The sequence below is a fragment of the Lacinutrix sp. MEBiC02595 genome, assembly GCF_053601555.1.
Genome location: NZ_JBSHNU010000222.1, coordinates 300693 through 327336 on the forward strand (window position 1 = coordinate 300693; position 26644 = coordinate 327336).

General features: G+C 33.4%; 22 protein-coding genes, 1 tRNA gene and 1 pseudogene. 10 read left to right on the forward strand and 14 right to left on the reverse strand.

Annotated elements, in window-relative coordinates; all coding sequences use genetic code 11:
• Positions 1-46 precede the first annotated feature (46 nt).
• The 6 genes from ACVCZW_RS11175 to ACVCZW_RS11200 all read left to right on the forward strand — a co-directional run bounded on the left by ACVCZW_RS11175 (position 47) and on the right by ACVCZW_RS11200 (position 5047).
• Positions 47-496, forward strand: a complete 450-nt coding sequence (locus tag ACVCZW_RS11175; protein WP_452229787.1) for a GatB/YqeY domain-containing protein — start codon at positions 47-49, stop codon at positions 494-496.
• A gap of 91 nt (positions 497-587) precedes the next feature.
• Positions 588-661, forward strand: a tRNA-Arg gene (locus ACVCZW_RS11180).
• A 598-nt stretch (positions 662-1259) separates the two neighbouring features.
• Complete coding sequence (locus ACVCZW_RS11185) at positions 1260-2078, forward strand: hypothetical protein (RefSeq protein ID WP_452232451.1); 819 nt, start codon at positions 1260-1262, stop codon at positions 2076-2078.
• A gap of 26 nt (positions 2079-2104) precedes the next feature.
• Positions 2105-3670 carry a phage tail sheath family protein gene (locus tag ACVCZW_RS11190; protein ID WP_452232452.1) on the forward strand — a complete coding sequence of 522 codons (1566 nt, stop codon included), beginning with the start codon at positions 2105-2107 and terminating at the stop codon, positions 3668-3670.
• A gap of 363 nt (positions 3671-4033) precedes the next feature.
• Positions 4034-4120 carry a contractile injection system tape measure protein gene (locus tag ACVCZW_RS11195; protein ID WP_452229857.1) on the forward strand — a complete coding sequence of 29 codons (87 nt, stop codon included), beginning with the start codon at positions 4034-4036 and terminating at the stop codon, positions 4118-4120.
• 42 nt (positions 4121-4162) lie between these two features.
• Entirely contained in the window at positions 4163-5047 is an 885-nt protein-coding gene (locus tag ACVCZW_RS11200) for a zinc-dependent peptidase (RefSeq protein WP_452229790.1), read from the forward strand.
• Here the strand turns inward: ACVCZW_RS11200 and rpe are convergent.
• The 6 genes and pseudogenes from rpe to ACVCZW_RS11230 all read right to left on the reverse strand — a co-directional run bounded on the left by rpe (position 5044) and on the right by ACVCZW_RS11230 (position 10295).
• Positions 5044-5706: a ribulose-phosphate 3-epimerase gene (rpe, locus tag ACVCZW_RS11205; RefSeq protein ID WP_452232453.1), complete on the reverse strand. Its 663-nt coding sequence runs from the start codon at positions 5704-5706 to the stop codon at positions 5044-5046. The two genes, ACVCZW_RS11200 and rpe, sit on opposite strands and share 4 nt — an antisense overlap.
• A gap of 241 nt (positions 5707-5947) precedes the next feature.
• A complete protein-coding gene (locus ACVCZW_RS11210) occupies positions 5948-6811 on the reverse strand; it encodes a sigma-70 family RNA polymerase sigma factor (RefSeq protein ID WP_055442537.1) in 864 nt (287 codons plus the stop codon).
• Between the two features lie 309 nt (positions 6812-7120).
• Positions 7121-7981 (reverse strand): annotated as a pseudogene (locus ACVCZW_RS11215) (SDR family oxidoreductase).
• Between the two features lie 53 nt (positions 7982-8034).
• Positions 8035-8586 carry a TetR/AcrR family transcriptional regulator gene (locus ACVCZW_RS11220; protein ID WP_452232454.1) on the reverse strand — a complete coding sequence of 184 codons (552 nt, stop codon included), beginning with the start codon at positions 8584-8586 and terminating at the stop codon, positions 8035-8037.
• A gap of 133 nt (positions 8587-8719) precedes the next feature.
• Positions 8720-9085 carry a VF530 family protein gene (locus ACVCZW_RS11225; RefSeq protein ID WP_452232455.1) on the reverse strand — a complete coding sequence of 122 codons (366 nt, stop codon included), beginning with the start codon at positions 9083-9085 and terminating at the stop codon, positions 8720-8722.
• Positions 9086-9566: 481 nt separating this feature from the next.
• The gene (locus tag ACVCZW_RS11230; protein ID WP_452229796.1) at positions 9567-10295 is read right to left on the reverse strand and encodes an SDR family oxidoreductase; all 729 of its coding nucleotides are present in this window, start codon (positions 10293-10295) and stop codon (positions 9567-9569) included.
• 145 nt (positions 10296-10440) lie between these two features.
• Here ACVCZW_RS11230 and ACVCZW_RS11235 point away from each other — a divergent pair, with 145 nt between their 5' ends.
• Positions 10441-11331, forward strand: a complete 891-nt coding sequence (locus ACVCZW_RS11235; RefSeq protein WP_452232456.1) for a LysR family transcriptional regulator — start codon at positions 10441-10443, stop codon at positions 11329-11331.
• 50 nt (positions 11332-11381) lie between these two features.
• Here ACVCZW_RS11235 and ACVCZW_RS11240 read toward each other — a convergent pair whose 3' ends face one another.
• From ACVCZW_RS11240 to tamL, 6 genes are all read right to left on the reverse strand, one after another.
• Complete coding sequence (locus ACVCZW_RS11240) at positions 11382-12779, reverse strand: glycosyltransferase (protein WP_452229798.1); 1398 nt, start codon at positions 12777-12779, stop codon at positions 11382-11384.
• A 225-nt stretch (positions 12780-13004) separates the two neighbouring features.
• A complete protein-coding gene (locus tag ACVCZW_RS11245; protein WP_452229799.1) occupies positions 13005-15245 on the reverse strand; it encodes a polyribonucleotide nucleotidyltransferase in 2241 nt (746 codons plus the stop codon).
• Positions 15246-15488: 243 nt separating this feature from the next.
• Complete coding sequence (gene rpsO / locus ACVCZW_RS11250) at positions 15489-15758, reverse strand: 30S ribosomal protein S15 (RefSeq protein WP_452229800.1); 270 nt, start codon at positions 15756-15758, stop codon at positions 15489-15491.
• Between the two features lie 149 nt (positions 15759-15907).
• Positions 15908-16765: an acetyl-CoA carboxylase, carboxyltransferase subunit beta gene (gene accD / locus ACVCZW_RS11255; protein ID WP_452229801.1), complete on the reverse strand. Its 858-nt coding sequence runs from the start codon at positions 16763-16765 to the stop codon at positions 15908-15910.
• 296 nt (positions 16766-17061) lie between these two features.
• Positions 17062-18129: a class II fructose-bisphosphate aldolase gene (fbaA, locus tag ACVCZW_RS11260; RefSeq protein ID WP_452229802.1), complete on the reverse strand. Its 1068-nt coding sequence runs from the start codon at positions 18127-18129 to the stop codon at positions 17062-17064.
• Positions 18130-18250: 121 nt separating this feature from the next.
• Positions 18251-20770 (reverse strand): translocation and assembly module lipoprotein TamL, encoded by a 2520-nt coding sequence (tamL, locus tag ACVCZW_RS11265; RefSeq protein ID WP_452232457.1) that lies wholly within the window; start codon positions 20768-20770, stop codon positions 18251-18253.
• Positions 20771-20872: 102 nt separating this feature from the next.
• Here tamL and ACVCZW_RS11270 point away from each other — a divergent pair, with 102 nt between their 5' ends.
• Positions 20873-21592, forward strand: a complete 720-nt coding sequence (locus ACVCZW_RS11270) for a TrmH family RNA methyltransferase (RefSeq protein ID WP_452232458.1) — start codon at positions 20873-20875, stop codon at positions 21590-21592.
• Between the two features lie 401 nt (positions 21593-21993).
• Here ACVCZW_RS11270 and porT read toward each other — a convergent pair whose 3' ends face one another.
• Positions 21994-22707: a type IX secretion/gliding motility protein PorT/SprT gene (porT, locus tag ACVCZW_RS11275; RefSeq protein ID WP_452229805.1), complete on the reverse strand. Its 714-nt coding sequence runs from the start codon at positions 22705-22707 to the stop codon at positions 21994-21996.
• Between the two features lie 3 nt (positions 22708-22710).
• The gene (gene ubiE / locus ACVCZW_RS11280) at positions 22711-23436 is read right to left on the reverse strand and encodes a bifunctional demethylmenaquinone methyltransferase/2-methoxy-6-polyprenyl-1,4-benzoquinol methylase UbiE (RefSeq protein ID WP_452229806.1); all 726 of its coding nucleotides are present in this window, start codon (positions 23434-23436) and stop codon (positions 22711-22713) included.
• A gap of 221 nt (positions 23437-23657) precedes the next feature.
• Here ubiE and trkA point away from each other — a divergent pair, with 221 nt between their 5' ends.
• Together trkA and ACVCZW_RS11290 are read left to right on the forward strand one after the other, a co-directional pair.
• Positions 23658-25007: a Trk system potassium transporter TrkA gene (gene trkA / locus ACVCZW_RS11285; RefSeq protein WP_452232459.1), complete on the forward strand. Its 1350-nt coding sequence runs from the start codon at positions 23658-23660 to the stop codon at positions 25005-25007.
• Positions 25008-26510, forward strand: a complete 1503-nt coding sequence (locus ACVCZW_RS11290; RefSeq protein ID WP_452229808.1) for a TrkH family potassium uptake protein — start codon at positions 25008-25010, stop codon at positions 26508-26510. It abuts the gene before it with no gap.
• Positions 26511-26644 lie beyond the last annotated feature (134 nt).

Below are 26644 nucleotides of genomic sequence, written 5' to 3' on the forward strand. Positions count from 1 at the left end.
AACTGCTCACTTTTTTATATCTTCGCAATTCAAAACAAATAAGATTATGAGCTTACAAGAAAGTATCATGACAGCTATGAAAGCTGCAATGAAATCTAAAGACCAAACAGCATTAGCTGCTTTAAGAGCAGTAAAATCTGAAATACTTTTAGCACAAACAGAAACTGGATCTAAAGAAGAAATTACAGAAGATCAAGAAATAAAAATATTATCTAAATTAGTAAAGCAACGTAAAGATAGTGCTGCTATTTTTTCGGAACAAAACAGAGAAGATTTAGCAGAGCCAGAAATAGCACAAGCGGCAGTAATTAGTCAGTTTTTGCCAGCGCAACTGGACGAAGCAGAAATTGAGAAAGTGGTAGTAGAAACTATTGCAGCAACAGGAGCAGCAGGTATGAAGGATATGGGAAAAGTTATGGGAATGGTAAACCAAAAACTTGCAGGACAGGCAGATGGTAAAACCATTTCTACTATTGTAAAGGCTAAATTGTCTTAAATAAATAATAAGATTCCTTCTAGGAATTTGATGGCCTCGTAGTTCAATTGTCTTTTTTGAGATTTAGTTGTACTACAAGTCCGAAAAAAATGGCCTCGTAGTTCAACTGGATAGAATATCAGATTTCGGCTCTGATGGTTGGGGGTTCGAATCCCTTCGAGGTCACGAATAAAAGAAAAAGCTGTGCGTCAAATCAAACTCGTTTGAATTTGTAAGTACAGCTTTTTCTTTTTCAAAGCGGAGCTTTATAGGGAAAAGCGAGTGCAGCGAGTTAATCCTCTTTTTAATTACGTCAAATCAAACTCGTTTGAATTTTTAAATGCAACTTTTCTTTTTTCAAAGCGGAGCTTTATAAGGAGAAACGATTGCAGCGAGTTAACCCTCTTTTTAAAGTCAAATCAAACTTACTTTTCAAAGATTTTAAATATTGTTTTTTTTTAATGATCTCGGAGTATTAATTTTTCCGAATAATCTAACTGTTTTTAACTTATTTTTCACCTAACTTACTTAGTGTTAAATATTTTTGTACATTTAAGTTCTCCCTAAAACTTCCGCGTTTATTCTGTTAAGTGGAATAAAAACAACGAATAGCAAGATGGTATTTTTATACTGTCTTAGATTTTTATTGGTATTATTTTCTAAAAATGGAAAACCTACCGTTTAAAATTAGAACAAGTCTAGCACTAATTTTAAACCATGCCGTTTGTTGCATTCTATTCTTTAGAAATTAATCTTTAACTAGAAATTTTTTTAATAAAATTCGATGATGAGCGTAGTTTCGTATAAAAAAATATTCCGTATTAAAATAACCCACGATTATTTTAGTGACTTAATAGATGGAAGTATTTCTTTAACCCTAGGATTAATTATGGAAGAATTAAAAAAACGATTTGATATTCAAATTCAGAATATACAAAGTGCTTACAACATATATATAAATTCAGAAGTATCAACCGAAGTATTTTTAAGCCATTTAGAAAGTACAACTTCTAACCATTTCTTTGATTTTAATATTCAAGTTTCAAATCCGAACTTTTATAACTATTCAGATATTCCTACCGACTTTATTGGAACTTATGTATATGAAAGTAATGCTTCAGAAAACAGGTTAGATACTAATGTTACATTATTAAATCCTAAAATAAATACTACCGTTTCTCATAATTTATTAGGTGAAGTAAAAATCTATTTTCACGATATTTTGGAAAACCCTTCTGGAGCAACTACTTTTTTGATTGCTTTAAAAGCTAGAGCAACTTTTTGGCAATATGATATCGTTCAAAGTAAACTAGATCGTTTCTCTAATCTATATGTGGATGGCAGTTTTTCTAATTTTTTTGAAGGACCAGAACAAGTCACTTTACCAAATAATAAAGTAGCAGTTCGTTTTATCACACCGCAACCTTTAAAATTAAGCGAAGTACCAAAATATAAATTCCAATTGTTTGGTATTCGAACTACGGCAAGCGCTTTAAATAAAAATCTTAATATGGAATTACCAATTCCTGATGGTAGATTTACTATAACAAATAATGAAAATCGAGACCATAAGGTGTTATCACCAATGTATATATATCTATAAACGTAACACAAATAAAATAGAAACGTATGGCAGCAAAATATAAAACACCCGGAGTATATATAGAAGAGTTAAATGGGGTTCCAAATTCTGTAGTTCCAGTAGCAACGGCTATTCCTGCATTTGTTGGTTATACGCCACAGGCTATCTTTGAAGGAGAGTCGCATATAAATGTGCCAATCAAAATTTCTTCCTTTGCCGACTTTCAGGCCATTTTTTGCTTTCCAGATACCGATTCTAAAAAACAATATAATCCGCACTATTATTTAATAAAACAAGCTAGAAATCCGGAAAGAGGGAGTTTTATGCAAATTGGTAATGATTTTTATGCTGTAGTTCCAGACCCTAACACTATTTATTATATGTATAATAGTATCCAGTTGTTTTATCAAAATGGAGGGGGTGATGCGTACATTGTTTCTGTTGGTAGCTATGGTGAACCTTCTAATGATCCATTGCGACCAGGAGATGTATTGGTGAATCCTAATGTGCAATTAGACGACTTGCAAAATGGGATTGCTTTGTTGAAAAATGAAACAGAACCGACTATGTATATTTGTCCGGAAGCTACTTTGCTTTCCGTTGTAAATAATGGAGCACTCATGCAATCTATGTTATTTCAAAATTCTGAAATGCGCACAGCAATTAGCATTTTTGATGTTATTGGAGGAGCTAATCCAGATCCAATATTATATACGAATGATATTGATAACTTTCGGAATAATACTGGAGCCAGAGGATTATCTTTTGGTTGTGCTTATTATCCTTTTATAGGAACTGTTATTATGCAGGAAGATGATTTAGATTTTACGAATTTATTTGGTGGCAATTTGGATGCATTAGAAGCGCTTTTAAATCCTTCGGAAAAACCAAATAAAGATGTTGCTGAAATTTTTAAAAAGATCAAATGTCTAGACGACGCAAAGTATACTCTTTCAGAATTTCATAAAGCATTATTAAACGGAAGCACTTTATACACATCCATTATCCAAAAGGTATTGTTAGATGCTAATGTACTTCCACCAAGCGGAGGGATTGCTGGCGTTATTACTAAAACAGATAATCAAGAAGGCGTTTGGAAAGCGCCTGCAAATACTTCTATAGTTGGCGCTGTTTCTTTACCTATTAGACTTACTAGTCAAGAACAGGAAGGTTTAAATGTAGACGCTATTTCTGGTAAATCAATTAACGCCATTCGTCTTTTTCCAGGAATGGGGATTCTAATTTGGGGAGCACGAACCTTAGATGGTAATAGTAGGGAGTCGCGATATATTTCGGTACGACGGACACTCATTTTTATAGAACAATCTTGTGGGGCTACCATACAATCTTTTGCTTTTGAACGAAACGAAAGAAATACTTGGGATGCTGTAAACAATAGTGTAAGTAGCTTTTTATATTCCATTTGGAAAAAGGGAGGATTACAAGGAAGCATGCCTGATAACTCGTTTTTTGTGCGTTGTGGTTTGGGAGAAACAATGACTGCAGACGATATATTAGAAAGTAATATGATAGTTGAAATAGGTGTTGCTGTAGTTCGTCCTTCGGAATTTATTGTTATTCGAATGTCACAAAAAATAACAAGTCAAACCTAATAGATTTAAATTATAAAAAAGAAATAATATGGCAGACGATGGAAGCGCAGGAGCAACATCTAATAGCCCAAGTGAAGGGCCTTTTTTTCTTTTCCTTTAAAACCGATGGTATCAAGATACCAGAAATATATTTTGTTCATGCTTTAGAAATTGCCAAAGAAGCATATGTAGTGCGCCATAAATGGATTTGTCTCTAGATTAAAAAGAACTTATAGAAGGATTACTCAAAGTTGCTATGGATTATTGGCCTGCAATTAGTTAAAGGTATATATCTGGATTTAGAGGTAATTGGATGCTGCGAGAAGGCATTCTTTCTGAAACATCGGATAACTTTGTGTTAACTGTCGAAAAATAGCTTATGATATTTTACTGTCTAAAGCACCTTTTTCCTTCTCAATAATTAAATTGCCTTGGATGTTAAAACCATTACGTGTAAATTGGGGCTATTAAATAGTTTCCATACATTAGATAAAGCAAGCCTACTAAAACTTTATGATTAGATCCCTTTTACTTAATCAAACCGATTATGAAACGCCACCACTAGCAATTATAATACTGACCGTTATATTAATCGTGTTTACAGTGGTGTTAACAATCATTATGACGGTTCGAGGGACTTTTACCTTTTTAGAAAAGGTACGCGTAACGTATTTTAAAAAGAAACAATTCTTTACACATGTTTACTTGAAAAGGAATAAACTTGCTATAGAACATAAAGCTATTCTGCAAAAAGAATTTGATTTTTATAAACGGTTAAGCCTTTTAGAAAAAAAGAACTTCGAGCATCGACTTAATTACTATATAGAAAACTGGGAATTTATTGGGAAAGAATCCAAAATAACCAATAGCATGCAAGTTTTAATTTCTGCTACCGCTGCAAAGCTTACTTTTGGGTATAGAGATTATAAAATTGAGTGTATAGATAAAGTGATTATTTATGATAAAGCATATTATTCTACCATGAATAAAGACATGCATAAAGGGGAATTTAATATGGCTTACAATGCTTTAGTTTTTTCTTGGGAAGATTTTGTAAAGGGATATAATATTGAAGATGATAATATGAATTTAGGAGTACATGAATGTATTCATGCCATGCATTTTTCGTTTTTGAAATCGCGAAGTTATAGTACTAGTGCTGCAATTTTTTTAGATTCTTTTCAAGAACTTACACAGTTAGTGGATACAAACGAGGTGTTAAAGCAAAAGCTGACGACTTCAGGTTATTTTAGAGACTATGCTTTTGAAAACCAGTTTGAGTTTGTTTCCGTTTTAGTAGAAAATTTCATAGAAACCCCAAGCGAATTTCGATCGGAGTTTCCTAAAATTTATGACAAAGTAAAACAAATGCTAAATTTTAACTTTCCTGGTTATTAAGCATTAGCAAGCTTCTTTAAATTAGCAATAGCAGCAGTTGGATTCGCACTTTTAAAAACATGACTTCCAGCTACAAAAGCATCTGCTCCAGCGGCTACTAGTTTTTCTATGTTTTTATCGGTAACACCACCATCAATTTCAATTCTAGTATCTAAACCTTGCTCGTCTATCATTTTACGAAGCTTTCTCACTTTTTGATAGGTGATTTCTTCAAACTTCTGACCACCAAAACCAGGATTAATAGACATTAATAAAACCATATAGCATTTCGGTAAAATATCTTCTAAAACACATACCGGAGTCGTTAAGTTTAAAACCACACCAGCTTTACAACCAGCATCTTCAATTTGTGTAAGTGTTCTGTGTAAATGCACCGTAGATTCGTGATGCACCGTAATAATATCGGCACCAACTTTTGCAAATTCTTCAATATAACGCTCTGGCTTTTCAATCATTAAATGCACATCTAACGGCTTTGTTGCATGCTTTTTAATAGCGGCGATTACTGGCATTCCGTAAGATATGTTTGGTACAAAATGACCATCCATTACGTCAATATGAAACCAATCGGCATCACTATTATTAACCATTTCTGTATCGCGTTGTAAGTTACCAAAATCTGCGGCAAGCATAGAAGGAGCAATTAATTTGTCAGACATTTTCTTAGTTTTTGTTGTGTTTGCACAAATATAGAAAAGTCTTTTTGAAGTAGCTTCCCAAAGGAAAGATAAAAATTTCTAGAAGGATAAAGAGAAAATAAGGAAAGTATTAAAATGAGTGAACCCAGAGTAATCAGCTCTGGGTTCTTTCATCAATCAAAAAACGAACAGCTTTCGTACCCACGAAAGTGGGTATCTAATTCTGTTTGTTGGGGTAATTTAGTTGTAATTTTTAAAATTACTATCCTAAATAAGTTTTTAATATTTTACTTCTAGACGTATGTTTTAATCTACGAATAGCTTTTTCTTTAATTTGTCTTACACGCTCACGAGTTAAATCAAACGTTTCACCAATTTCTTCTAAAGTCATTGGGTGTTGGTTTCCTAAACCAAAGTATAAACGAATAACATCTGCTTCACGAGGCGTTAATGTTTCTAGAGCACGCTCAATTTCGGTACGTAAAGATTCATGTAATAAATCACGATCCGGATTTGGAGACTCACCAGAATTTAATACATCATATAAGTTAGAATCTTCCCCTTCTACCAAAGGCGCATCCATACTTACGTGACGACCAGAATTTTTCATAGACTCCTTAACATCGTTAATAGTCATGTCTAATTCTTTAGCAATTTCTTCCGCACTTGGAGGTCTTTCATGTGCTTGTTCTAAAAATGCAAACGTTTTATTAATCTTATTAATAGAACCAATTTTATTTAAAGGCAAACGTACAATTCTAGATTGTTCTGCTAATGCTTGTAAAATAGATTGTCTAATCCACCATACCGCATAAGAGATAAATTTAAAACCACGCGTTTCATCAAAACGTTGAGCCGCTTTAATTAAACCTAAATTACCTTCATTAATTAAATCTGGTAAAGTTAAACCTTGATTTTGGTATTGTTTCGCTACAGATACAACGAAACGTAAATTAGCCTTTGTCAATTTCTCTAAAGCCAATTGGTCACCAGCTTTAATACGTTGTGCTAATTCTACTTCTTCATCAGCTGTAATTAAGTCAACTTTTCCTATTTCTTGTAAATATTTGTCTAATGATGCGGTTTCTCTATTGGTAACCTGCTTGGTAATTTTAAGTTGTCTCATCTAATGTCTCGTGTAAAATTAAGTGTGAATAAAACGTTCTATATAGTTATACGTGGAAAGAGCAGTAAATGTTACAAAAAAGTTTATTTATTTTTTATGAATTGTAAATCAAAGCATTAATAAAGGTTTGGGCGTTCCGTTTTTAAACCTAAAATGGTTTTAAAACGTCAGGCTATCACTAATATCCTCCCTCGAACGAAGTTCTCAAATTCCCACAATAAACCAAGCCTCCCAATAAACAAAAAACCACCAAGCTTTCGCTAAGTGGTTTTATAATTAGATAGATATAATAATCACGTAAATAACAGCCTACAAAAAACTAGCTCTTACTTCTGCAACTAATTTAGTGCCGTCTGGATCTGCTTTTGTTTTAAGCTTACAAAAATCTTCAGCCCATTGTGAGGTTCTAATACGTAAAGGCGGATGGTTATTTTGTGCCACTTGTAAAGCCACGGTTGCGACTTCTAATCCGGTTTGATAAAGTGATACTTCGCTTAATTTGGATCTCTTTTCAATTCCAGCCATGTATTGATTAAAAATAGGTGCGTACTCTCCGGTTGCTAACTGTCCTTCGGTGGTTGTTTTAGTAATGGCTGAGGTCATAAATGCTGTTGCAATTCCTCCTGGTTCTAAACACGTAATTTTAATATTAAAAGGATCGCTAACATAGGTTGCTAAGGCTTCCATAAAACCTTCTACCGCAAATTTGGCTCCGCAATATAGCTCGTTAAAAGGTTGTCCAACCAAACCACCAACAGAGGTAATACTAATTATTTGTCCCGATTTTTGTTTGCGCATGTGTGGTAAAACAGCCTGTGTACAATACACCACACCAAGATAGTTTACGTTTGTGACCCATTATATTTCGGCTTGGGTTGCTTGTTCAGTTGTTTTTGCAAAACCTGCACCAGCGTTATTCAAAAGGAGGTCTATTTTTCCATCGTTTTTAATAATGGTATCTACTGCAGCTGTTATAGTTTCTGTTTTTGTAACGTCTAATGGGAGTAAATGGATGTCTAAATTATGGTTGTCAATTTGATCTTGTAATGCTGTTGCTTTGTCTAGATTACGCATGGTAGCGTAGACCTTAAAATTATTTTTAGCAAATAGAATAGCGCTTTCAAAACCTACTCCTGTAGATGTTCCTGTGATTAATATATTTTTTTTCATAATTTTTGTTTTTATTGGAGTGAATGTTCATTCCAAATTAATAATAAATTTTTTTATGCTTTTATTGCATCCCAAAGCATGTGCATTTGGTTGCTAAGTGATGTTTTGTTGTGTGCTTTCTGATTAAAATACCAACGTAAATAGGCTAATATAGAGCTACCAATAAACATTAATATTTCGTCTATATTTATGGCTTTAATATGGCCATCTTCTTGTCCTTTTGTTAGCAAATTGCAAACTGGAATAATAGATTTTCCGCCTTCGTTTCTACTGTCTTCTGTAATAATAGGAGAGGCTTGCAACTGCTCCATAAATTTAAAATAGGTAGGATTGGCTATAAAAAAATCAATCATAGCTGTGCAGTAGGTTTCAAATTGCGTTTGAATAGATTTGTTAGCGTCGAACTCTAAAAACAGGTCTTTTTCTTCGTGTTTTATGCTAACGTAAATGGTATTTATTAATATTTCTTTGTTTGGGAAATAGTTGTAAATCGTACCCATTCCTGTGCCTGCTGCTTTAGCAATAGCAGACATTGGTGTGTTGTGTACCCCTTTTTGAGTTAATAGCGTAATGGCAGCAGATAGTATGGCTTCTTTTTTATTCACGATGCAAAGATATATTTTTTTTGGAATGATTATTCCAAAAGTTTAACTTTATTTTAATTATTGGCTTTTGGGTTGGATTTTGATATGCTGTTGCGTCCAATTTTTTAGCAGATGTAACAACCTTAGTAAAGATTTATTTTTTTAGTATTTTATCTTGCGCTCTTTTTCTTTCCACCATTTCCAAATAGATGTCCTCTACATGTTCTCGTGCCCAAGTGGTACGTCTTAAAAAACCGAGACTTGATTTCATGGTAGGATTGTAGATAAAACAGCGAAGATTAGTACGGTCGCCCAAATATTCCCAACCATAATGTGCTACTAAACGCGCTAATACTTGTGCTAGTTTTACACCATGAAAAGGGTTGTCTAACTGCTCTTGAGTCGCTTGTTTTCTTATGCGTTTGGTCGGTTTATCTTCATTGGTGTTGTTATCCAACAATTTATCTGGCTGCATCTGTTTATTAGTCTGCTCACTTTTGTTATTGTTTTGTTTGTCCATTATGGTGTATGGCTTGTGGTGTTCTTTTTTATAATGTATAGTTGCAATTTAAACAAAAAACACCTTGCTATCGCAAAGTGTCATTTTTATAAAACACTCCTTTTTAAAGGTCGTAAAAGTTGTTACGTTATCTACTGTTGCAAGTTTACGGGATTCTGAGAATTTTTCTGCATCAGCGATTACAAATAAGATGTTTTAGTTTTCTGTAACCCATTTTTTTAATATTGGATGTTCCTTTAATACTCAAGCGTTTGGTTTGCTAGTGCGTTTTATACGACTATAAAAACAATCCAAATGTTGAATTTTGGTAGCATCGAGAAAGTTGTTTTGTGTTCCTGAGGTTACAAGTTGCTTTTGGGTAGGGGCGTTTTCGATTTTTAAATAAAAACAAATAAGAATTTTATATAAAAAAAAAACAGCAGTAAAAGCCAAAGATATATTGGATTTATACTGCTATTTTTAATTTGTATGTAAACGATGATTAGGCGTCTTGCATGGTGTCTGAAATAATTATTTCACGTAATAAAACGGCTTGTGGTAATTGGTATGCAAATTTTATGGTGTTTGCTACATCAGCCGCTGTGATATTTATAGCACCCAGATTTTGATTCCAATCGTTATAATCATCGATTATCGACTTGTCGGTTGTATGTCCTAATAATTCCGTTTTCACTGCTCCAGGCTCTATAGAAATCACTCTAACGTTATAAGGTGATAACTCTAATCGTGCGGTTTGTGTTAAACCTCTAACGCCAAATTTACTAGCCGCATATGCTGCGTGATTTTCAAATGCTTGTATCCCAGCCATAGAAGACAGGTTAATGATAGTACCGCTTTTGCGCGCTTTCATTTTTTGTATTACTGCAGACATTCCGTTCATAACACCAAGAATATTAACGTCTAGCATTTTTTTCCATTCCGCAGGATCTTGTGTTGTTATATCTCCTAAAAGCATTACTCCTGCATTGTTTACAAGCAAATCGGTTTCACCATAAATTGCTTCCGCTTCAGCGATAACTTTTTCAAAATTTTCTTTGTTGGTAACGTCCAATTTTCGGCATAACGTATTCGGTAAGTGTAAAGCCTCCATTTTTTCAACTCTTCTTGCTAATAATAAAAGCGGATACCCATCTTTAGAAAATGCTTTCGCCATTTCTAATCCAAATCCTGAACTTGCTCCTGTGATTACGATAAGTTTTTTAGTTTCCATACTATGTTTTTGTTATAATAAATATTAATGATAATTTTGATTTTTGAATTTTAACGGAGGTGTTTTAGATTGAATACAAAGATAAGCTATCAAAAAATGACATCAAAATACTATGTTTTTATGTTTATCATAATTTAAATTTATAATGGAAGAACGTCTTTTAAAATTTTTTGTAGCGGTTTACGAAGAACAGAATCTAACTAGAGCAGCAGAAAAATGCTTTGTATCACAGCCTAATATTTCTAACGGAATAAAGCAGCTGGAAGAAAAGATGGGTAAAAATCTTTTTAGAAGGCATAAAAGAGGAGTAGAACTAACTAATGAAGCACATTATTTGTATCCTATTGCTAAGCGCTTGTTAGGGGAATTAAAAGAATTACCAGACTTATTTTTGAAGCAAGACTTAACCAACGAAGTTACTATTGGTGTTGCAGATAGTTTACCACAAGAATATAAATTGCAATTTTTTAAAACAGCGACTCGTTTAAACACTTCTGTGTTGTGGAATGTAAATGAAATAGGAAGAGGAAATGAACTGAATTTATTAGTGCGGGAATGGAAAGATGAAGAAGATTTATTTTTACCAATTTGGAAAGAAAATTACGTGCTGTGCATACCAAATGGGCATTCTCTTTTAGAAAAAGATGAAATTGATTTAGTGGAAGATTTAAAAGACGAAAATTTTATACATTGTCCGCCTTGTGAAGCTCATAAACAATGCATTTCTATACTTAATTTTTCTAATCAATCCGTGAATACAGTTGGGAATTGTTCTACTAAAACCGAAACCTTAACGCTTTTAATGGCGGGATTGGGCTTGACTTTTTTACCAGAATATTTTATTGATGGTTGGTATGGTTTTGAAACCAGACCATATAAAGGTCCGGTTTATTATAGAGAAGTAGGTTTGGCCTATTCGCGTAATAGTTTACAAAATCCTGCAATTGCTAAAATGGTAAATCATTTTTCTAAAAATGAATTAAAAGGAAATAAGTTTAGTGATTTGGGCGCTTATAAAAAAGTGCAGACTAAATAGTTGATCTGTTAGTATTTATGCAGATAGACTCCTTTTATTTCGTATATCTATTAACGTGTTAACCAACCACTTTTATTGGCTGTAGCTATGGCATAAGGTGTAATCCAGAATAGACCAAAGGTGTATAGAATACTATAGGTATAAGCCCAAAATCCTTGGGATGTTTTATATCTATTGGTAAAGAATACTAAAGAAAAAGTCGATAAAATTAAGATACTAACCAAAGTAGATCCTACAAATAGTAAAGGATGTATCAAAATAAAAAATAGCATAAAAATTAGTAATGGATAACTCATAACAAGTCTAGAGAAATGACTAATAAATAATAAACGCGTTCCCATTTTTTCGCCTTCTCTAAAGTTTGTAAAAACGTATTTAGACATTTCTAGATTTTCACGTACATTACTGCGACCCCAGCGGATAAACATTTTATATAAACCTAAATATTCTTCAGGAACATTGGTGTATGCAACCGCATTCTTTTGAAATAGTACATGTTTCCCTTGTTTTAAAATCATGTTTGTCATGGCGCGATCTTCACCAATATCTGAAGGTTGTCCCATAAATGTTTGATTTATCCATTCTGGTAAGCATTTAAATACTGCAGTACTTCTATATGCAGCCAAAGCTCCTGGTGTGCATAATACGGAATTTAAATTGCTTTCTGCAGATCGTACAAATTCAAAACTCATTACAAAACTAACATCCAACATTTTAGGAAGCATTTCCTTTTTGTTATTTAAAACACGGATGTTTCCTGCAACGGCACCACATTGTTCGTTATTAACAAACGGACTAACTAGATTTCTAAGGGTATCTTCGGTAACAATAGAATCACTATCTACGGTCACGTAAATATCTCCTGTACCTAAATTAAATCCACGGTAAAGGGCGTGACGTTTTCCTTGGTTTTCAGGTTGTTGGTAGATTTCTAATCGATCTCCTAATTTATCTTTAGCATCCAGCATCCAATCCCAAGTATCATCCTTGCTGCCATCATCTATAGATATAATCTGAATTTTATGTTCTGGATAATCACTTTTTGCTAGACTCATCAAGGTGTCCCATACTTGTTTTCCTTCATTATAAGCAGGCACAATTACCGTACATGTTGGTAATTCATTGTCTGTTACAGAAGCAACGGGTTTGTATTTTATAAAGTTGTATGCGGTATATGTGAAAAATATTAATTTATAAGCAAATAGGGTTGCTGCAATAAGCATAAAGCTAACGCCAAGAGAAGATTCCATATTATTGGTATTGAATGTTTCAAAATCGGTATGAAAAACATAAAAAAAGTAAACCCCTATTAGTAGGAGTAAAAAAGTACTTAAAAGAACTATTCTATTTTGAGGGTTTTCTAATTTTCTATTACTTCGGAAGAAAGACGTAATTTTGGATTCTCTTTTTTTATGATTTGGCTGGAGATTACTAGTGTTTTTGGTCATAAATCTATTTGGATGGGTGGGTTGACTTAAAATAGATGTACGTGACAAGCTTTGGTTTAGATGTTTATAAATATTTATTTAAGAAAAATTTATAATTTGATGGGTTATGGAATGAAAATGATAAGGGATCTTTTCCTATCCTAAAATGGTGATTTAAAGAAGGAAACGAAAAAGCCTATTCAAATTAATGAATAGGCTTTTAAATATATTAAGAGCTAAAAAGAATTAATCCTTTTTATCTTCTCTTGGTTTTCTGTCATCACGACCTCTATTGTCACGAGAGCCTCTGTTATCACGTCCACCAGAACGTTTATCATCTCTTGGTGGTCTTGCAACATAACCTTCTGGTTTTGGTAACAAAGCTTTTCTAGAAACTTTTTCTTTGCGTGTTCTTGGATCTTGTCCAAAATACTTTACATCAAATACGTCTCCCATGTTTACAACATCGGTTACGTTTTCTGTACGTTCCCAAGCTAATTCACTTACGTGTAATAAAACTTCGTTTCCTGGCGCATCCATATACTCAACAACAGCACCAAAATCTAACATTTTGATTACTTTTACTTCGTAAACGCTACCAACTGTTGGTTTAAATAAGATAGAATCTATTTTTGCCATAACAGCATCAATACCTTTTTTACCTACACCTAAAATTTCAACAATACCTTCTTCAGTAACAGGATCCTCGTTAATAACGATTGTAGTCTCTGTTTCTTTTTGCATTTCCTGAATTACTTTTCCACCAGGTCCAATTAAGGCTCCGATAAATTCATTAGGAACACGTCTTGTTACCATGGTAGGAGCATGCTCTTTTACATCTGCATTTGGAGTAGCAATTGTATCTGTCAATTTCTCTAAAATATGTAAACGACCAGCACGTGCTTGTTGTAAAGCATTTACAAGAATTTCGTAAGAAAGACCTTTTACTTTAATATCCATTTGACAAGCAGTAATACCATCGGCAGTACCAGTTACTTTAAAATCCATATCTCCTAAGTGATCTTCATCTCCTAAAATATCAGATAATACAGCATATTTTCCAGATTCTGCATCCGAGATTAATCCCATTGCAATACCCGAAACAGGTTTTGTCATTTGCACACCAGCATCCATAAGTGCCATGGTACCAGAACAAACTGTTGCCATAGAAGAAGAACCGTTAGATTCTAATACTTCAGATACTACTCTTACTGTGTAAGGGCAGTCTGCAGGAATCATTCCTTTTAATGCACGTTGTGCTAAGTTACCATGTCCAACTTCTCTACGAGATGTTCCACGAATTGGTCTTGCTTCTCCAGTACAAAAAGGAGGGAAGTTATAGTGTAAATAGAAACGTTCTTCACCTTCTTTAGATGGCATATCTATTTGATTTGCATCTCTAGAAGTTCCTAAAGTTACGGTTGCTAAAGCTTGCGTTTCTCCACGAGTAAAGATTGCAGAACCATGTGTTGATGGTAAGTAATCTACTTCACACCAGATAGGTCTGATCTCATCGGTTTTACGACCATCTAAACGTAAACCTTCATTTAAGGTTAAATCGCGAATGGCAGCTTTTTCCGCTTTGCGGTAATAGTCAGAAACTAAACCACCATAATCTGCTAATTCTTCTTCCGAAAAAGTAGCTTTAATATCTTCTTTGATTTGTTGAAAAGCAGCACTTCTTTCATGCTTAGCAGATCCAGCTTTTGCAATAGCATACACTTTATCGTAAGCCATGTCATGCACTTTCTTCTCTAAATCTTTTTCTTCTCTTTCTCCTGCATATTCACGAACTTCTTTCTTTCCAAATGCTTCTGCTAATCTTAATTGAGCAGCACATTGTACTTTAATCGCTTCATGAGCAAACTTAATTGCATCTGCCATTTCTTCTTCAGAAATTTCATCCATTTCACCTTCTACCATCATTACTGAATCTGCAGAAGCACCAATCATCATGTCTAAATCAGACAATTCCATTTGTGCTGGTGTTGGGTTGATTACAAATTCACCATCTATACGACCAACTCTAGCTTCAGAGATAGCACATTCAAAAGGGAAATCTGATAATTGAATAGCTGCCGAAGCTGCTAATCCTGCCATTGCATCTGGCATAACGTCTGGATCATGAGACATTAACTGAATCATCACTTGAGTTTCAGAGTGATAATCTTTTGGGAATAATGGACGTAAAACTCTGTCTACTAAACGCATCGTTAATACTTCACCATCACTTGGTCTTGCTTCTCTTTTGAAGAAACCACCTGGATAACGACCTGCAGCTGCAAATTTCTCTCTATAATCTACCGTTAAAGGAAGAAAATTAAGATCTTTCTGTTCGTAATTGGAAACTACTGTACATAATAACATACATTTTCCCGATTGCACAACAACGCTTCCATGCGCTTGTTTTGCTAATTTTCCGGTTTCGATAGAAATTTCTCTACCATCACCAAGGTCTATGACCTCTCTAAATACTTTTGGAATCATAAATAAGTTTTAATACTAATTAAACATTGGTAGTTGTGTTGTGTAGTTGTTGTGGCCAATGAAAAACTGTAATTTAGCTTCTTCAATTTTTTGTCATTCCGAGTCCAAACATTTTTGTTTGGATGTGGCAATCTGTTTCTTTTGGAAGAGATTACCACGTCGTTACACTCCTCGTAATGACACTGTAACGTTGTTAGTTTATACCAAAAAACCACGCCGTTAAGCGTGGTCTTTGTATCGAGATTATTTTCTTAATCCTAATTCTTTAATTATTGCACGATATCTTAAGACATCTTTCTTAATTAAGTAATCTAGTAAGCTTCTTCTTTTTCCTACTAACATTACTAACGAACGCTCTGTATTATAATCTTTACGATTACTTTTTAAGTGTTGTGTTAAGTGCTCAATTCTTTGCGTAAATATTGCGATTTGTCCTTCTGCAGAACCAGTGTTTTTTGCGTTACCACCGTGTTTTTTGAATAATTCTTCTTTTGCTTTTTGATCTAAATACATGCTAATATTGTTGTAAATGATTTTTATGTACACGAAAGCCTATCTTTCGAGCGGCAAATATAGTTATTTTTATTTATATAGATATATAAAAAATAAAAAAGACCTTTATTTTTAAAAAATAAAGGTCTTTTTTATTAGTGTGTTAATCTTTAAGCTCTTAAAGGTTGGTTTTGTACTAAATCTATATACAGATTTACTCTGTTTTTTAATTCTTTTCTATGTGTAATAAAGTCTAGAAAACCATGTTCTAATAAAAATTCTGAGGTTTGAAAACCTTCTGGTAATTCTTTTCCAGTGGTATCTCTTACAATTCGTGGTCCGGCAAAACCAATTAATGCTCCGGGTTCTGCAATGTTAATATCTCCTAACATGGCAAAGGAAGCTGTGGTTCCTCCAGTGGTTGGATCTGTACATAATGAAATATAAGGTATTCCTGCATCTGCAAGTTGTGCTAGTTTTACGGAGGTTTTTGCTAATTGCATTAGAGATAATGCTGCCTCCATCATACGTGCTCCTCCAGATTTAGAGATAATCATGAATGGTAGTTTTTTATTTAGGGCATAGTCTGCGGCACGAGCTATTTTTTCTCCTACTACGCTTCCCATAGATCCACCAATAAAACTAAAATCCATTGCCGCAATTACTAAATCTTTTCCTTTAGATTTACCAACGGCTGTACGTACAGCGTCTTTTAATTTGGTTTTTTCTTGTGCTGCTTTTAAACGGTCTGGATACTTTTTTGTGTCTTCAAATTTTAAAGGGTCTTTAGATTCTAGTTTAGCATCTAACTCTTTATATTTATTGTCGTCAAAAAGTATTTCAAAATATTCGTTACTACCAATTCGTACATGGTAACCGTCTTCTGGACTAACGTAAAAGTTTTTTTCTAGTTCTTTTGCGTCTACTATTTTACCTGTTGGTGATTTGTACCAAAGGCCTTTTGGTGTGTCTTTTTTTTCTTGAGTCGAGGTGGTTATCCCTTTTTCTTTTCTTTTAAACCAAGCCATATAGATTTACGATTTTAGTTTTCTAAAATTAATTTAGTTCGTTCTTATTTAAAATAAAATAAGTGTACAAAATTACTCATTTTATTAATACAACTCAAAAATAGATGTAGCTATCTTGTTGTGTTGTATTATTAATGCATAAAAAATTCCGTTTAAGTGCTGATTGTATTCAGTTTAAACGGAATTTTAATTTTTATAATTACCTGGATTAGCGTTAGGGATTGAGCAATTGTTGGAGCACATCTTTGATTGCGACTTGTGAAAGCCCGACCCTTTTGGGTAACGCCAAAATAATTTTAAAGCGTATTTACGTTGTTAAGGTCTTCAAATGCTTTTTTAAGACGTTCTACAAAGGTAATCTCTCCTTCTCTTAACCATTTTCTTGGGTCGTAATATTTTTTATTTGGAGATTCTGGTCCGTCTGGACTACCAATTTGGGATTGTAAGTAGTCTGTTTTTTCTGCCATGTAATCTCTAACTCCAGACATGAAAGCGTATTGCATGTCGGTATCGATATTCATTTTAATAACACCATAACCTATTGCTTCTCTTATTTCTTCTAATGTAGATCCAGATCCACCATGAAATACGAAATCAATATGGTTGTGAGGTAAATTGTGTTTTTTAGATAAAAATTCTTGAGAGTTTTTAAGGATTTTTGGAGTAAGTTTTACGTTTCCTGGTTTGTAAACGCCATGTACATTACCAAATGCTGCTGCAATGGTAAATTGGTCACTTACTTTGCTTAACTCTTCGTAGGCATAGGCTACTTCTTCTGGTTGCGTGTATAGTTTAGACTCGTCTACATCACTATTATCTACACCATCTTCTTCTCCTCCAGTAATACCTAATTCTATTTCTAGGGTCATTCCCATTTTGCTCATTCTGGCAAGATATTCTTTGCAGATTGCTATGTTTTCTTCTAGTGGTTCTTCACTTAAATCTATCATATGTGAGCTGTACAATGGTTTGCCAGTTTCCTTAAAATGTTGCTCACTAGCATCTAATAAACCATCTATCCACGGTAATAATTTTTTTGCACAATGGTCAGTATGTAAAATAACAGGGACCCCATAAGCTTCTGCCATTAAGTGGACATGTTTTGCACCTGCAATACTTCCTGCAATTGCTGCTTTTTGGTTTTCATTACTAAGTCCTTTTCCTGCATTAAAAGCACCACCTCCATTTGAGAACTGTATAATTACAGGAGCATTTAATGCCGCTGCAGTTTCTAAAACACCATTTATAGTGTTGGAACCAATAACATTTACTGCTGGTAAAGCAAAGCCTTTTTCTTTAGCAAGTTTGAAAATTTCTTGTACTTCACGACCTGTTGCAACTCCTGGTTTTATGTTATGTGCCATTTTATTATTTATTTTTGTTGATAATTTGTTTATCCAAAAGTACGAAATTTTTAAATAATTATTAAAGAATAAGTGGATTCTTAACGGAAAATTATACGATAACGTTTGCGTTATAAATGGCTTAAAACGGATAGTTTATACCAATGTTATAGACCGCATTTCCAAAGTTGTAGTCCTGAAACCAACGGTTGTTATCATCTGCAGGGTTGTAGGTTTTAAAGCCTAAGTCTAATCTTGCTACTGCGAAACCAAAATCATATCGAATTCCAAAACCAGAACCAACTGCTATGTCTTTTAAAGAGGATAAACTGGTGAAAGTTGCATTGTCATCTTCTACATCATCCAGCACATTCCAGATATTACCGACATCGATAAAAAGTGCTGCGTTAACATCTCCAAAGACATTAAATCGGTTTTCAAAACTAAAAGCTAGTTTTAGGTTTGCTTCATTAAACTCATTGTTTGATCCAGAGCTTCCAGGTCCAAGGCTGTAGGCTGTCCATGCGCGATTATCATTGGTGCCTCCGGCAAAGAAACTTTTAGAGAACGGTATGTTGGTAGAGTTGCCATAAGGAATTGCAATACCAATAAAACCTCGCGCTGCAAGTACATTCTTTTTTCCTAAATCCCAATGGCGAATATAATCGAACTCGGTTTTTACGTATTGTGAGAATGCTACATTAAAAAACTCATATTGATCGTTACTGTTTTTTTGTAAGCCAAAAGCACTCGATGCTGCGGAAAAAACATTTCCCGCTAATTCTAGTTTAAATCGGAAAATAGAAAAGGTTTCATCGAATAAATTTTCACGCTTATCTTTGGTATAGTAGTAATTTGAAGAGAAAATAAGATTGTTCTCTGTCAATCTATCTTTACGCTCGCTAATAGCAGAAATGGTCTGGTAATCCTCATTACTTGAGGTTAACGAAGTGTTTCCGTTTAATACATCAGCAATAAAAAGATTAGCCTGATCTGGAATGCTTAAATCTGCATTGTCTGTATTGTAGTTTAAATCTTGTGCAATAGTATTTAAATTATCATAAGAGGTTTGATAAACGTTAAAATAATTATCAGTATTTAAGTTTCTTACGTATTGCGCATTAAAAACATCTAATCTATTGGTTACCGTTTTGTTTGGAACCCATTTATAGTTAAAAGCTCCTGTAACCGTTTGTTTATCTAAACCAATATTTGTTTGACTAGACATAGCTAAGGATATGATAGTGCTGGGAAACATGTGTTTAGGTATTATTTTTTCGGTGTTAAAAGGAAAGAATAATCTAGGTATGGTTAATCTAAGGTTTGCACCTATTTCATTAATGTCAAAAAACGGATCGCCATCAGTGGATGCATCTTTGGAAGCACCAATAGATCCAATAGCAGAGAGTTCAAGGGTTTCTGCGCCTCTAAATACATTACGCATTAAAATACTAGGGTTTAAAGCAAAACCTACGGTTTGTATATCGCTTTGCGAAACTTCTGCGCTAAAACCAAACTTAAATTTCTTTAAAGGGGATAAATATATGTTTGCAGTTAGCGTGGTATCCTGATTTTCTATATATTCTATGTCCGGGTATTTAAACGTTTTCAAGTTGCTTAAATGTCGGTAAGAGCGCGTTTTGCTGATGTCTTTAAAAATGCTATTTGGGGTAATAAAAACAGCATCGGTTAGTGCTTTAGGTTTAAAACGCATTTTACCAACGCTAAATAAATTATAACCGTTATAAGTTAAAGTATCGGTTATCGTTTTATTTCTGTTTTCGTAAGAACTATTGGTAAAAATATTTACGTCTTTAACTTTATAGATTTTAAAAGGGATTCTGTAAGCAGAATCTTGTTTTCTAACCTGGCGATTTTTTATTTGTAAATCCACCAATACTTTTTGGTTGTTGTCAATAGAATCCATTTCAAAATAAATATATTCTTGACTAAAATGATATACACCAGAATTTTTAAAATGCTCTGTAATACGTTGTAGTTCGTTATCGAACGTACTTGTTTTGTATTGTTCTTTTTTAAGGAATGATTTATGCGATTGCGTTTTATATAGAGAATCTAAAATAGGAGAATCAATAGATGTGGTTAGAGAATCTACAAAATAAGCTTTGCCAGTATTTACCATGTAATCTACAGTTGCTTTTTTATTGCTAAGTGTGTCTATTTTTGAGCTAGCTTTAACATTAAACCACCCATTGTTAAAATAATACGCTTTTAAAAGATCTAATGATTTTTTTGTTTTGGCTTCCTTAATAATTACCGGAGCTTCCCCTGTTTTTTTAATCCAAGAATTAAAATCTATTTTTGCTTGTAAGTAGTTGTCTAGTTGTTTTTTAGATAAAAAGCGCTCTAGCCTTTTCTTACGTTTTGGATTTCTGTTTATTTTTTCGTTTACAATAGAGTCAATGTTTGGTCTTGCAGTGTTGTAAATATGTAGACGTAGTGGGATGCCTAAAAGTTTTCGGTTTGGGCTTTGGTATAAAAGATTGTTTATTCTTTCGGAATTTACTTTTTTGTTATTCACCACAATAGTGTTGTTAACCAGTAAGTGTTCCTTTTCGCCAACTCTTTTAACGGTATCACAAGAAGCAAAAAACATTGCAAGTAATACAAATAATACTATATTAAAGGGTTGTAATTTCAAGAATGTTATGTGATAAATTAATACTAATTTTGCTTTAATGAATTTAAGGTTTCATCTTTAACCCGTAAAAACCTTTTATAGTTTCAAAAATACATTATTTACATGTTATCCAAAAGCCAAATAAAATTAATAACTAGTTTAAAGCAAAAAAAGTATAGACAGCAGGAAGGCTTGTTTGTTGCTGAAGGTTTAAAAACGATAAAAGAGCTATTAAATTCTTCTTTAAAACTGTATCATGTTTTTACTACAACGTCTTTTGAAATGGATGTCATAGAAGAAACGGTTATTTCGGAAAAGGAATTAAAAAAAATCAGCTTTTTAACGACACCAAATACCGCTTTGGCAGTTTTTAGAATTCCGGATGCTACCGAAATAAAGACTAACCGTTTAATTGTTGCTTTAGATGCTGTTAGAGATCCTGGCAATTTAGGAACCATTATTAGGTTGTGTGATTGGTTTGGAATTGTAGACCTGGTTTGTAGTAATGCTACTGTAGATTGTTATAACCCTAAAGTAGTGCAAGCAACTATGGGCTCGATAACCAGGGTTAATGTGAGTTATTTGAATTTAGAAAACTTTTTAAAGCAAAGTAATACCGACGTTTTTGGTGCTTTTATGGATGGCGAAAATGTATATAAAAGCGAATTGCCAAATGCAGGTATTTTGGTTTTAGGAAACGAAGCTAATGGCATTTCTGCAGCTATGGAAGCTTTAGTAACAAAAAGAATTAGTATTCCAAGGTTTGGACAATTGCAAGCAACAGAAAGTTTAAACGTTGCAACAGCAACCGCTATTTTGTTGAGTGAGTTTAAGCGGGGTTAGTAAACAGTGTTCAATAAACAGTGTTCAGTAAATAGTGTTCGGTAAGCAGTGTTCAGTAAACAGTGTTCAGTAAACAGTGTTCAGTAAACAGTGTTCGGTAAGCAGTGTTCAGTAAACAGTGTTCGGTAAACAGTGTTCGGTAAACAGTGTTCAGTAAACAGTGTTCAGTAAATAGTGTTCAGTAAACAGTGTTCAGTAAATAGTGTTCGGTAAGCAGTGTTCAGTAAACAGTGTTCAGTAAATAGTGTTCAGTAAATAGTGTTCAGTAAACAGTGTTCAGTAAACAGTGTTCGGTAAACAGTGTTCGGTAAACAGTGTTCGGTAAACAGTGTTCGGTAAGCAGTGTTCAGTAAGCAGTGTTCAGTAAACAGTGTTTGGTAGGCAGTGTTCTGTATTCTAGATTATTGAAAAGTCAAGTTTATAAACATACCTCTAGTTTGCATGCTAGAAACATTTCCTGTCCAAGGACTATTAGGATCTACATCAGGAACAATTTCATCATTAAATGCAAATATACCACGAATGGAAGGTGTGAATTTAAAAAAGAACATATAGAAGTCGATACCAAAGCCAATTTCGTAAAACAAATTATTCTTTTTCATTCTAAACTCACCAGCCGAATTATCGTCCGGATTGTCTTGATTACTAGAAAGGTTTAATGCAGTAGAGATACCACCAACTATAAAAGGTTTGAAATTATTAAGTCGTTTTGTAGAAAGTTTCACTAATAATGGGATGTGTATATAAGTAGATTTAACTTCTCGTATTAAATCTGCATCTGAGAATTCTGTTCCATCAAAATAGCTTTCATCATAAATTAAATTTCTAGAAGTTATTGATAAGCCTGGCTCTAATCTAATATCTATGTAATCGTTAATTCTTAAGTTTCCAATAAGTCCAACATTAAAACCGGTGCTTGTTTCTACTTGAATATCTTTTTTGTCTTCGTAATAGTCAAAATTGAAATCATAACTATTAAATCCAAGGTAGTAACCATAGCTTAAACGAGCTTTATCTACGTTTTCATTGTTTTTTATTTTCTCCTTACTAAATAGTTGTGCAGAAGAAGATTGATAAATAAAAAGGGTGATTATTATGACAAGTATATTTTTCATAAATTATTTTGACGATTTATAGATTGTTGCCACACCAAAAGTTTGGGGAAAATCTTTAACATTAATAAACCCCGTTTTTCTTAAAATATTGTTTAAAGCTTCTCCAAAAGGAAAAACCGAAGCAGATTCACATAAATATTTATACGCACTTCTATCTTTAGAGAACATTTTACCTATTAAAGGCAAAATATTTTTTGTGTAAAAATTGTAACCTTGTTTGTAAGGTGTTTTTGTTGGCATAGAAGTTTCTAGAATAACAAAAGTACCTTTAGGTTTTAAAACGCGGTGTATTTCTTTTAAACCTTTTTCTAGCGTTTCAAAATTTCTCACACCAAAAGCAACGGTGATGGCATCAAAAGAATTGTCTTCAAAAGGCATGTTTTCACTGTCTCCCAAAACCATTTCAATAGTATTCTCTAAGGCACGTTTTTTTATTTTGGTCTTACCAATATTAAGCATGCCACTGCTAATATCTAAGCCTACAATTTTTTCGGCATCTGTTTCTGCTAGATTTATAGCAAGATCACCAGTTCCTGTTGCAATATCTAAAATGGTTTTTGGTTGCATTTCTTTAACCATTGCCACCACTTTTTTTCGCCATGAAATATCAATTCCAAAAGAAATAACTCTATTTAAGCCATCGTAATCTTTAGAAATAGTATCAAACATTTTGGTAACTTGTTCTTTCTTACCTAAATCACTATCCTTATATGGTTTTATTTTCGACAAATCTATTTTTTTGGCAAAACTACATATTTTTTTTGTTTAAATACTTATTGAGGAATCAAATCAAATACATGCATCTTATTTGTATCTTAATAATTTGAGTATATTTGCATACTTTTTTGTTAAAACCACAAATGAAACATGTATCACAAAATTTTTAATATTTTGTATATTTATAAAATGCATATTACATCTGACCTTTTAAAAATAATACGTAACAATAGATGAAAATAATTATTGCTGGAGCTGGTGAAGTAGGATTTCATTTAGCAAAATTATTGTCTTACGAATCGCAAGAAATTACCTTAATAGATACTAATAAAGACAGTCTGTCTTATGCAGACAATCATTTAGATATTAAAGTTATAAAAGGAGATGCTACGTCGATTTCTATTCTAAAAGACGCGAACGTTAAACAAAGTGATTTAGTGATTGCGGTAACCGCTTCTGAAACGACAAACATTACAGTGTGCGTTTTAGCGAAACAACTTGGGGCAAAACGTACTATTGCTAGAATTTCTAATACAGAGTTTATACAACACAAAGAAGAAGTTGGTTTTACAGAATTAGGTATCGATGAATTGATCTCTCCAGAAGCTTTGGCAGCTGCAGAGATTAGTCTTTTACTTAATAAGTCAGCATTTAATGATAGTTATGAGTTTGAAGGAGGAGCACTTACTATGGTTGGTTTAAACTTGGCTAGAACGGCATCTTTTGTGGGTAAAACGGTAAGGGAAGCAGCTCAGTTGTTTTCTGAAATTCATTTTGTGCCAATTGCAATTCAACGTTTTGGTACACAATATACCATTATTCCTAGAGGAGATACGCAATTTAAAGAAGGCGATAATGTGGTCTTCATTACTAGTGAAGGCGGCGGAGATGAGTTGTGTAAAATGACTGGAAAAAGTAACGCTGAAATTAAAAACGTAATGATTCTTGGAGGTAGTAAAATTGGTTACAAAACGTCCAGAGATCTATGCGCAAAAAGTTTTAATGTAAAGCTTATTGAAAAAGATAAAGAACATGCTTTCGACTTGGCAGATGAGTTAGAAAAAGTGCTAGTAATAAATGGAGATGGTAGAAATGTCGATTTACTAGAGGAAGAAAATATTGCAGATATGGATGCTTTTATTTCTGTAACAGGAAATTCAGAAACCAATATTATGTCTTGCTTAGTGGCAAAATCTAAAGGTGTGAAAAAAACGATTGCCCTTGTGGAGAATATGGATTATTTTGAATTATCACAATCCATAGGAATTGATACACTGATCAATAAAAAACTACTTGCAGCAAATAATATTTTTAGATATATCCGTAAAGGAGAAGTGGTTGCAATGACCAAACTGAATAACATGAATGCAGAGTTATTAGAGTTTAAGGTAAAAACGAAATCAGAAATCAACAACAAACTTATTAAAGACGTAGATTTTCCTAGGTCGGCGATTATAGGTGGTGTTATTAGAGACGGAAAAGGACATATCGCATTAGGTAGTTTTAGAATACAAGAAAACGATAATGTGGTAGTATGTTGCTTACCAAGATCTATTAAACGCGTTGAAAAAATATTCTTGTAAATGAGAGCAATAAAGCTTAACTACAAAATTATTTTCCATTTTTTCGGATTACTGCTATTGTTTAATGGTGGTTTTATGTTGCTGTCTGCACTCATAAGTTTAATTTATAAAGACGGTGTTACTTTAGAATTATTCCTTTCCGGAATTGTAACGCTTTTAGTGGGTGTTTTTGGTATGGTTTATACTAGAAAACATAGCAAAGAAATGAATAAACGGGAAGGTTACATTGTGGTAACTTTTGGTTGGATTGTTATGTCGCTATCTGGGACGCTACCTTATGTGTTTACAGAAAGTATTCCGCAATTTACGGATGCTTTTTTTGAAACGATGTCCGGTTATACTACAACAGGAGCATCTATTTTAAACGATATTGAAGCAGTTCCTGAAGGTGTTTTATTCTGGCGAAGCCTAACCCATTGGATTGGTGGTATGGGTATTATTGTACTTGCAATTGCTATTTTACCGCTTTTAGGAATTGGAGGAATGCAACTTTTTGCAGCGGAAGCTCCGGGACCGAGTACCGATAAACTACATCCTAGAATAACAGATACTGCAAAACGTCTATGGCTTATTTATTTTGGATATACTATAGCTGAAACTATTTTGTTGCAAGCGGCAGGAATGACCTTTTTTGACGCTATAAATCACTCTTTATGTACTTTATCTACAGGAGGTTTTTCTACTAAAAACGCGAGTGTTGCATATTGGAATAATGAACCCGTTATTCAATATATAATCATAGTATTCATGTTTTTAGCGGGAACAAACTTCGTGTTAAGCTATTTTGCTTTTAAAGGGAAAGTGCAAAAAATTATTCATGATGAAGAGTTTAAGTTTTACTTTAGGTTTATAATTATTTTTACAGCAATTGTGTCTTTGATAATTTATTTTAGGGCAGATCTTACAGAGTCAACAATAGCGCATCCTATGGTTTGGGGGAAAGCAGAAAGTGTTTTTCGTCATGCTCTATTTCAAGTGATCTCTGTAATAACAACAACTGGTTTTGTAACCGCAGATTATACCTTATGGACGCCATTTTTAGTGGTATTCTTTTTTGGTATTATGTTTCTTGGTGGATCGGCAGGAAGTACTTCTGGAGGTGTAAAAGTAGTACGCCATTTAGTGTTAATTAAAAATGGTTTTTTAGAGTTTAAACGTACTTTGCATCCTAATGCTATTGTTCCTGTTCGGTATAATAAAAAAGCAATTTCTAAAGAAATTGTATTTAATATACTTGCCTTTTTTATTCTCTATATGCTTTCCTTTATTGTTGGGGCTTTGGTGTTTTCTATGATGGGAATAAATTTTGAATCTTCGGTCGGTTTGGCAGCTTCTAGTTTAGGTAACGTTGGTCCTGCACTCGGCGATTTTGGACCTGTAAATAACTATGCAGCATTACCTAATTTAGGGAAATGGTGGTGTAGTTTCTTGATGCTAATTGGTAGATTAGAATTGTTTACGGTACTTATATTATTTACACCATTTTTCTGGCGAAATAGATAAGAACTTTTGCATACTTTTCTTTTAGTATTCTTCGGAAGAAATTCTTTTACCATATAAAAAGTGTAACATTTGTGTAAAAAAGACTACATATATGTAAAGCAGCTTTGTACTCGATTGTTAACGGATGCTCTTTT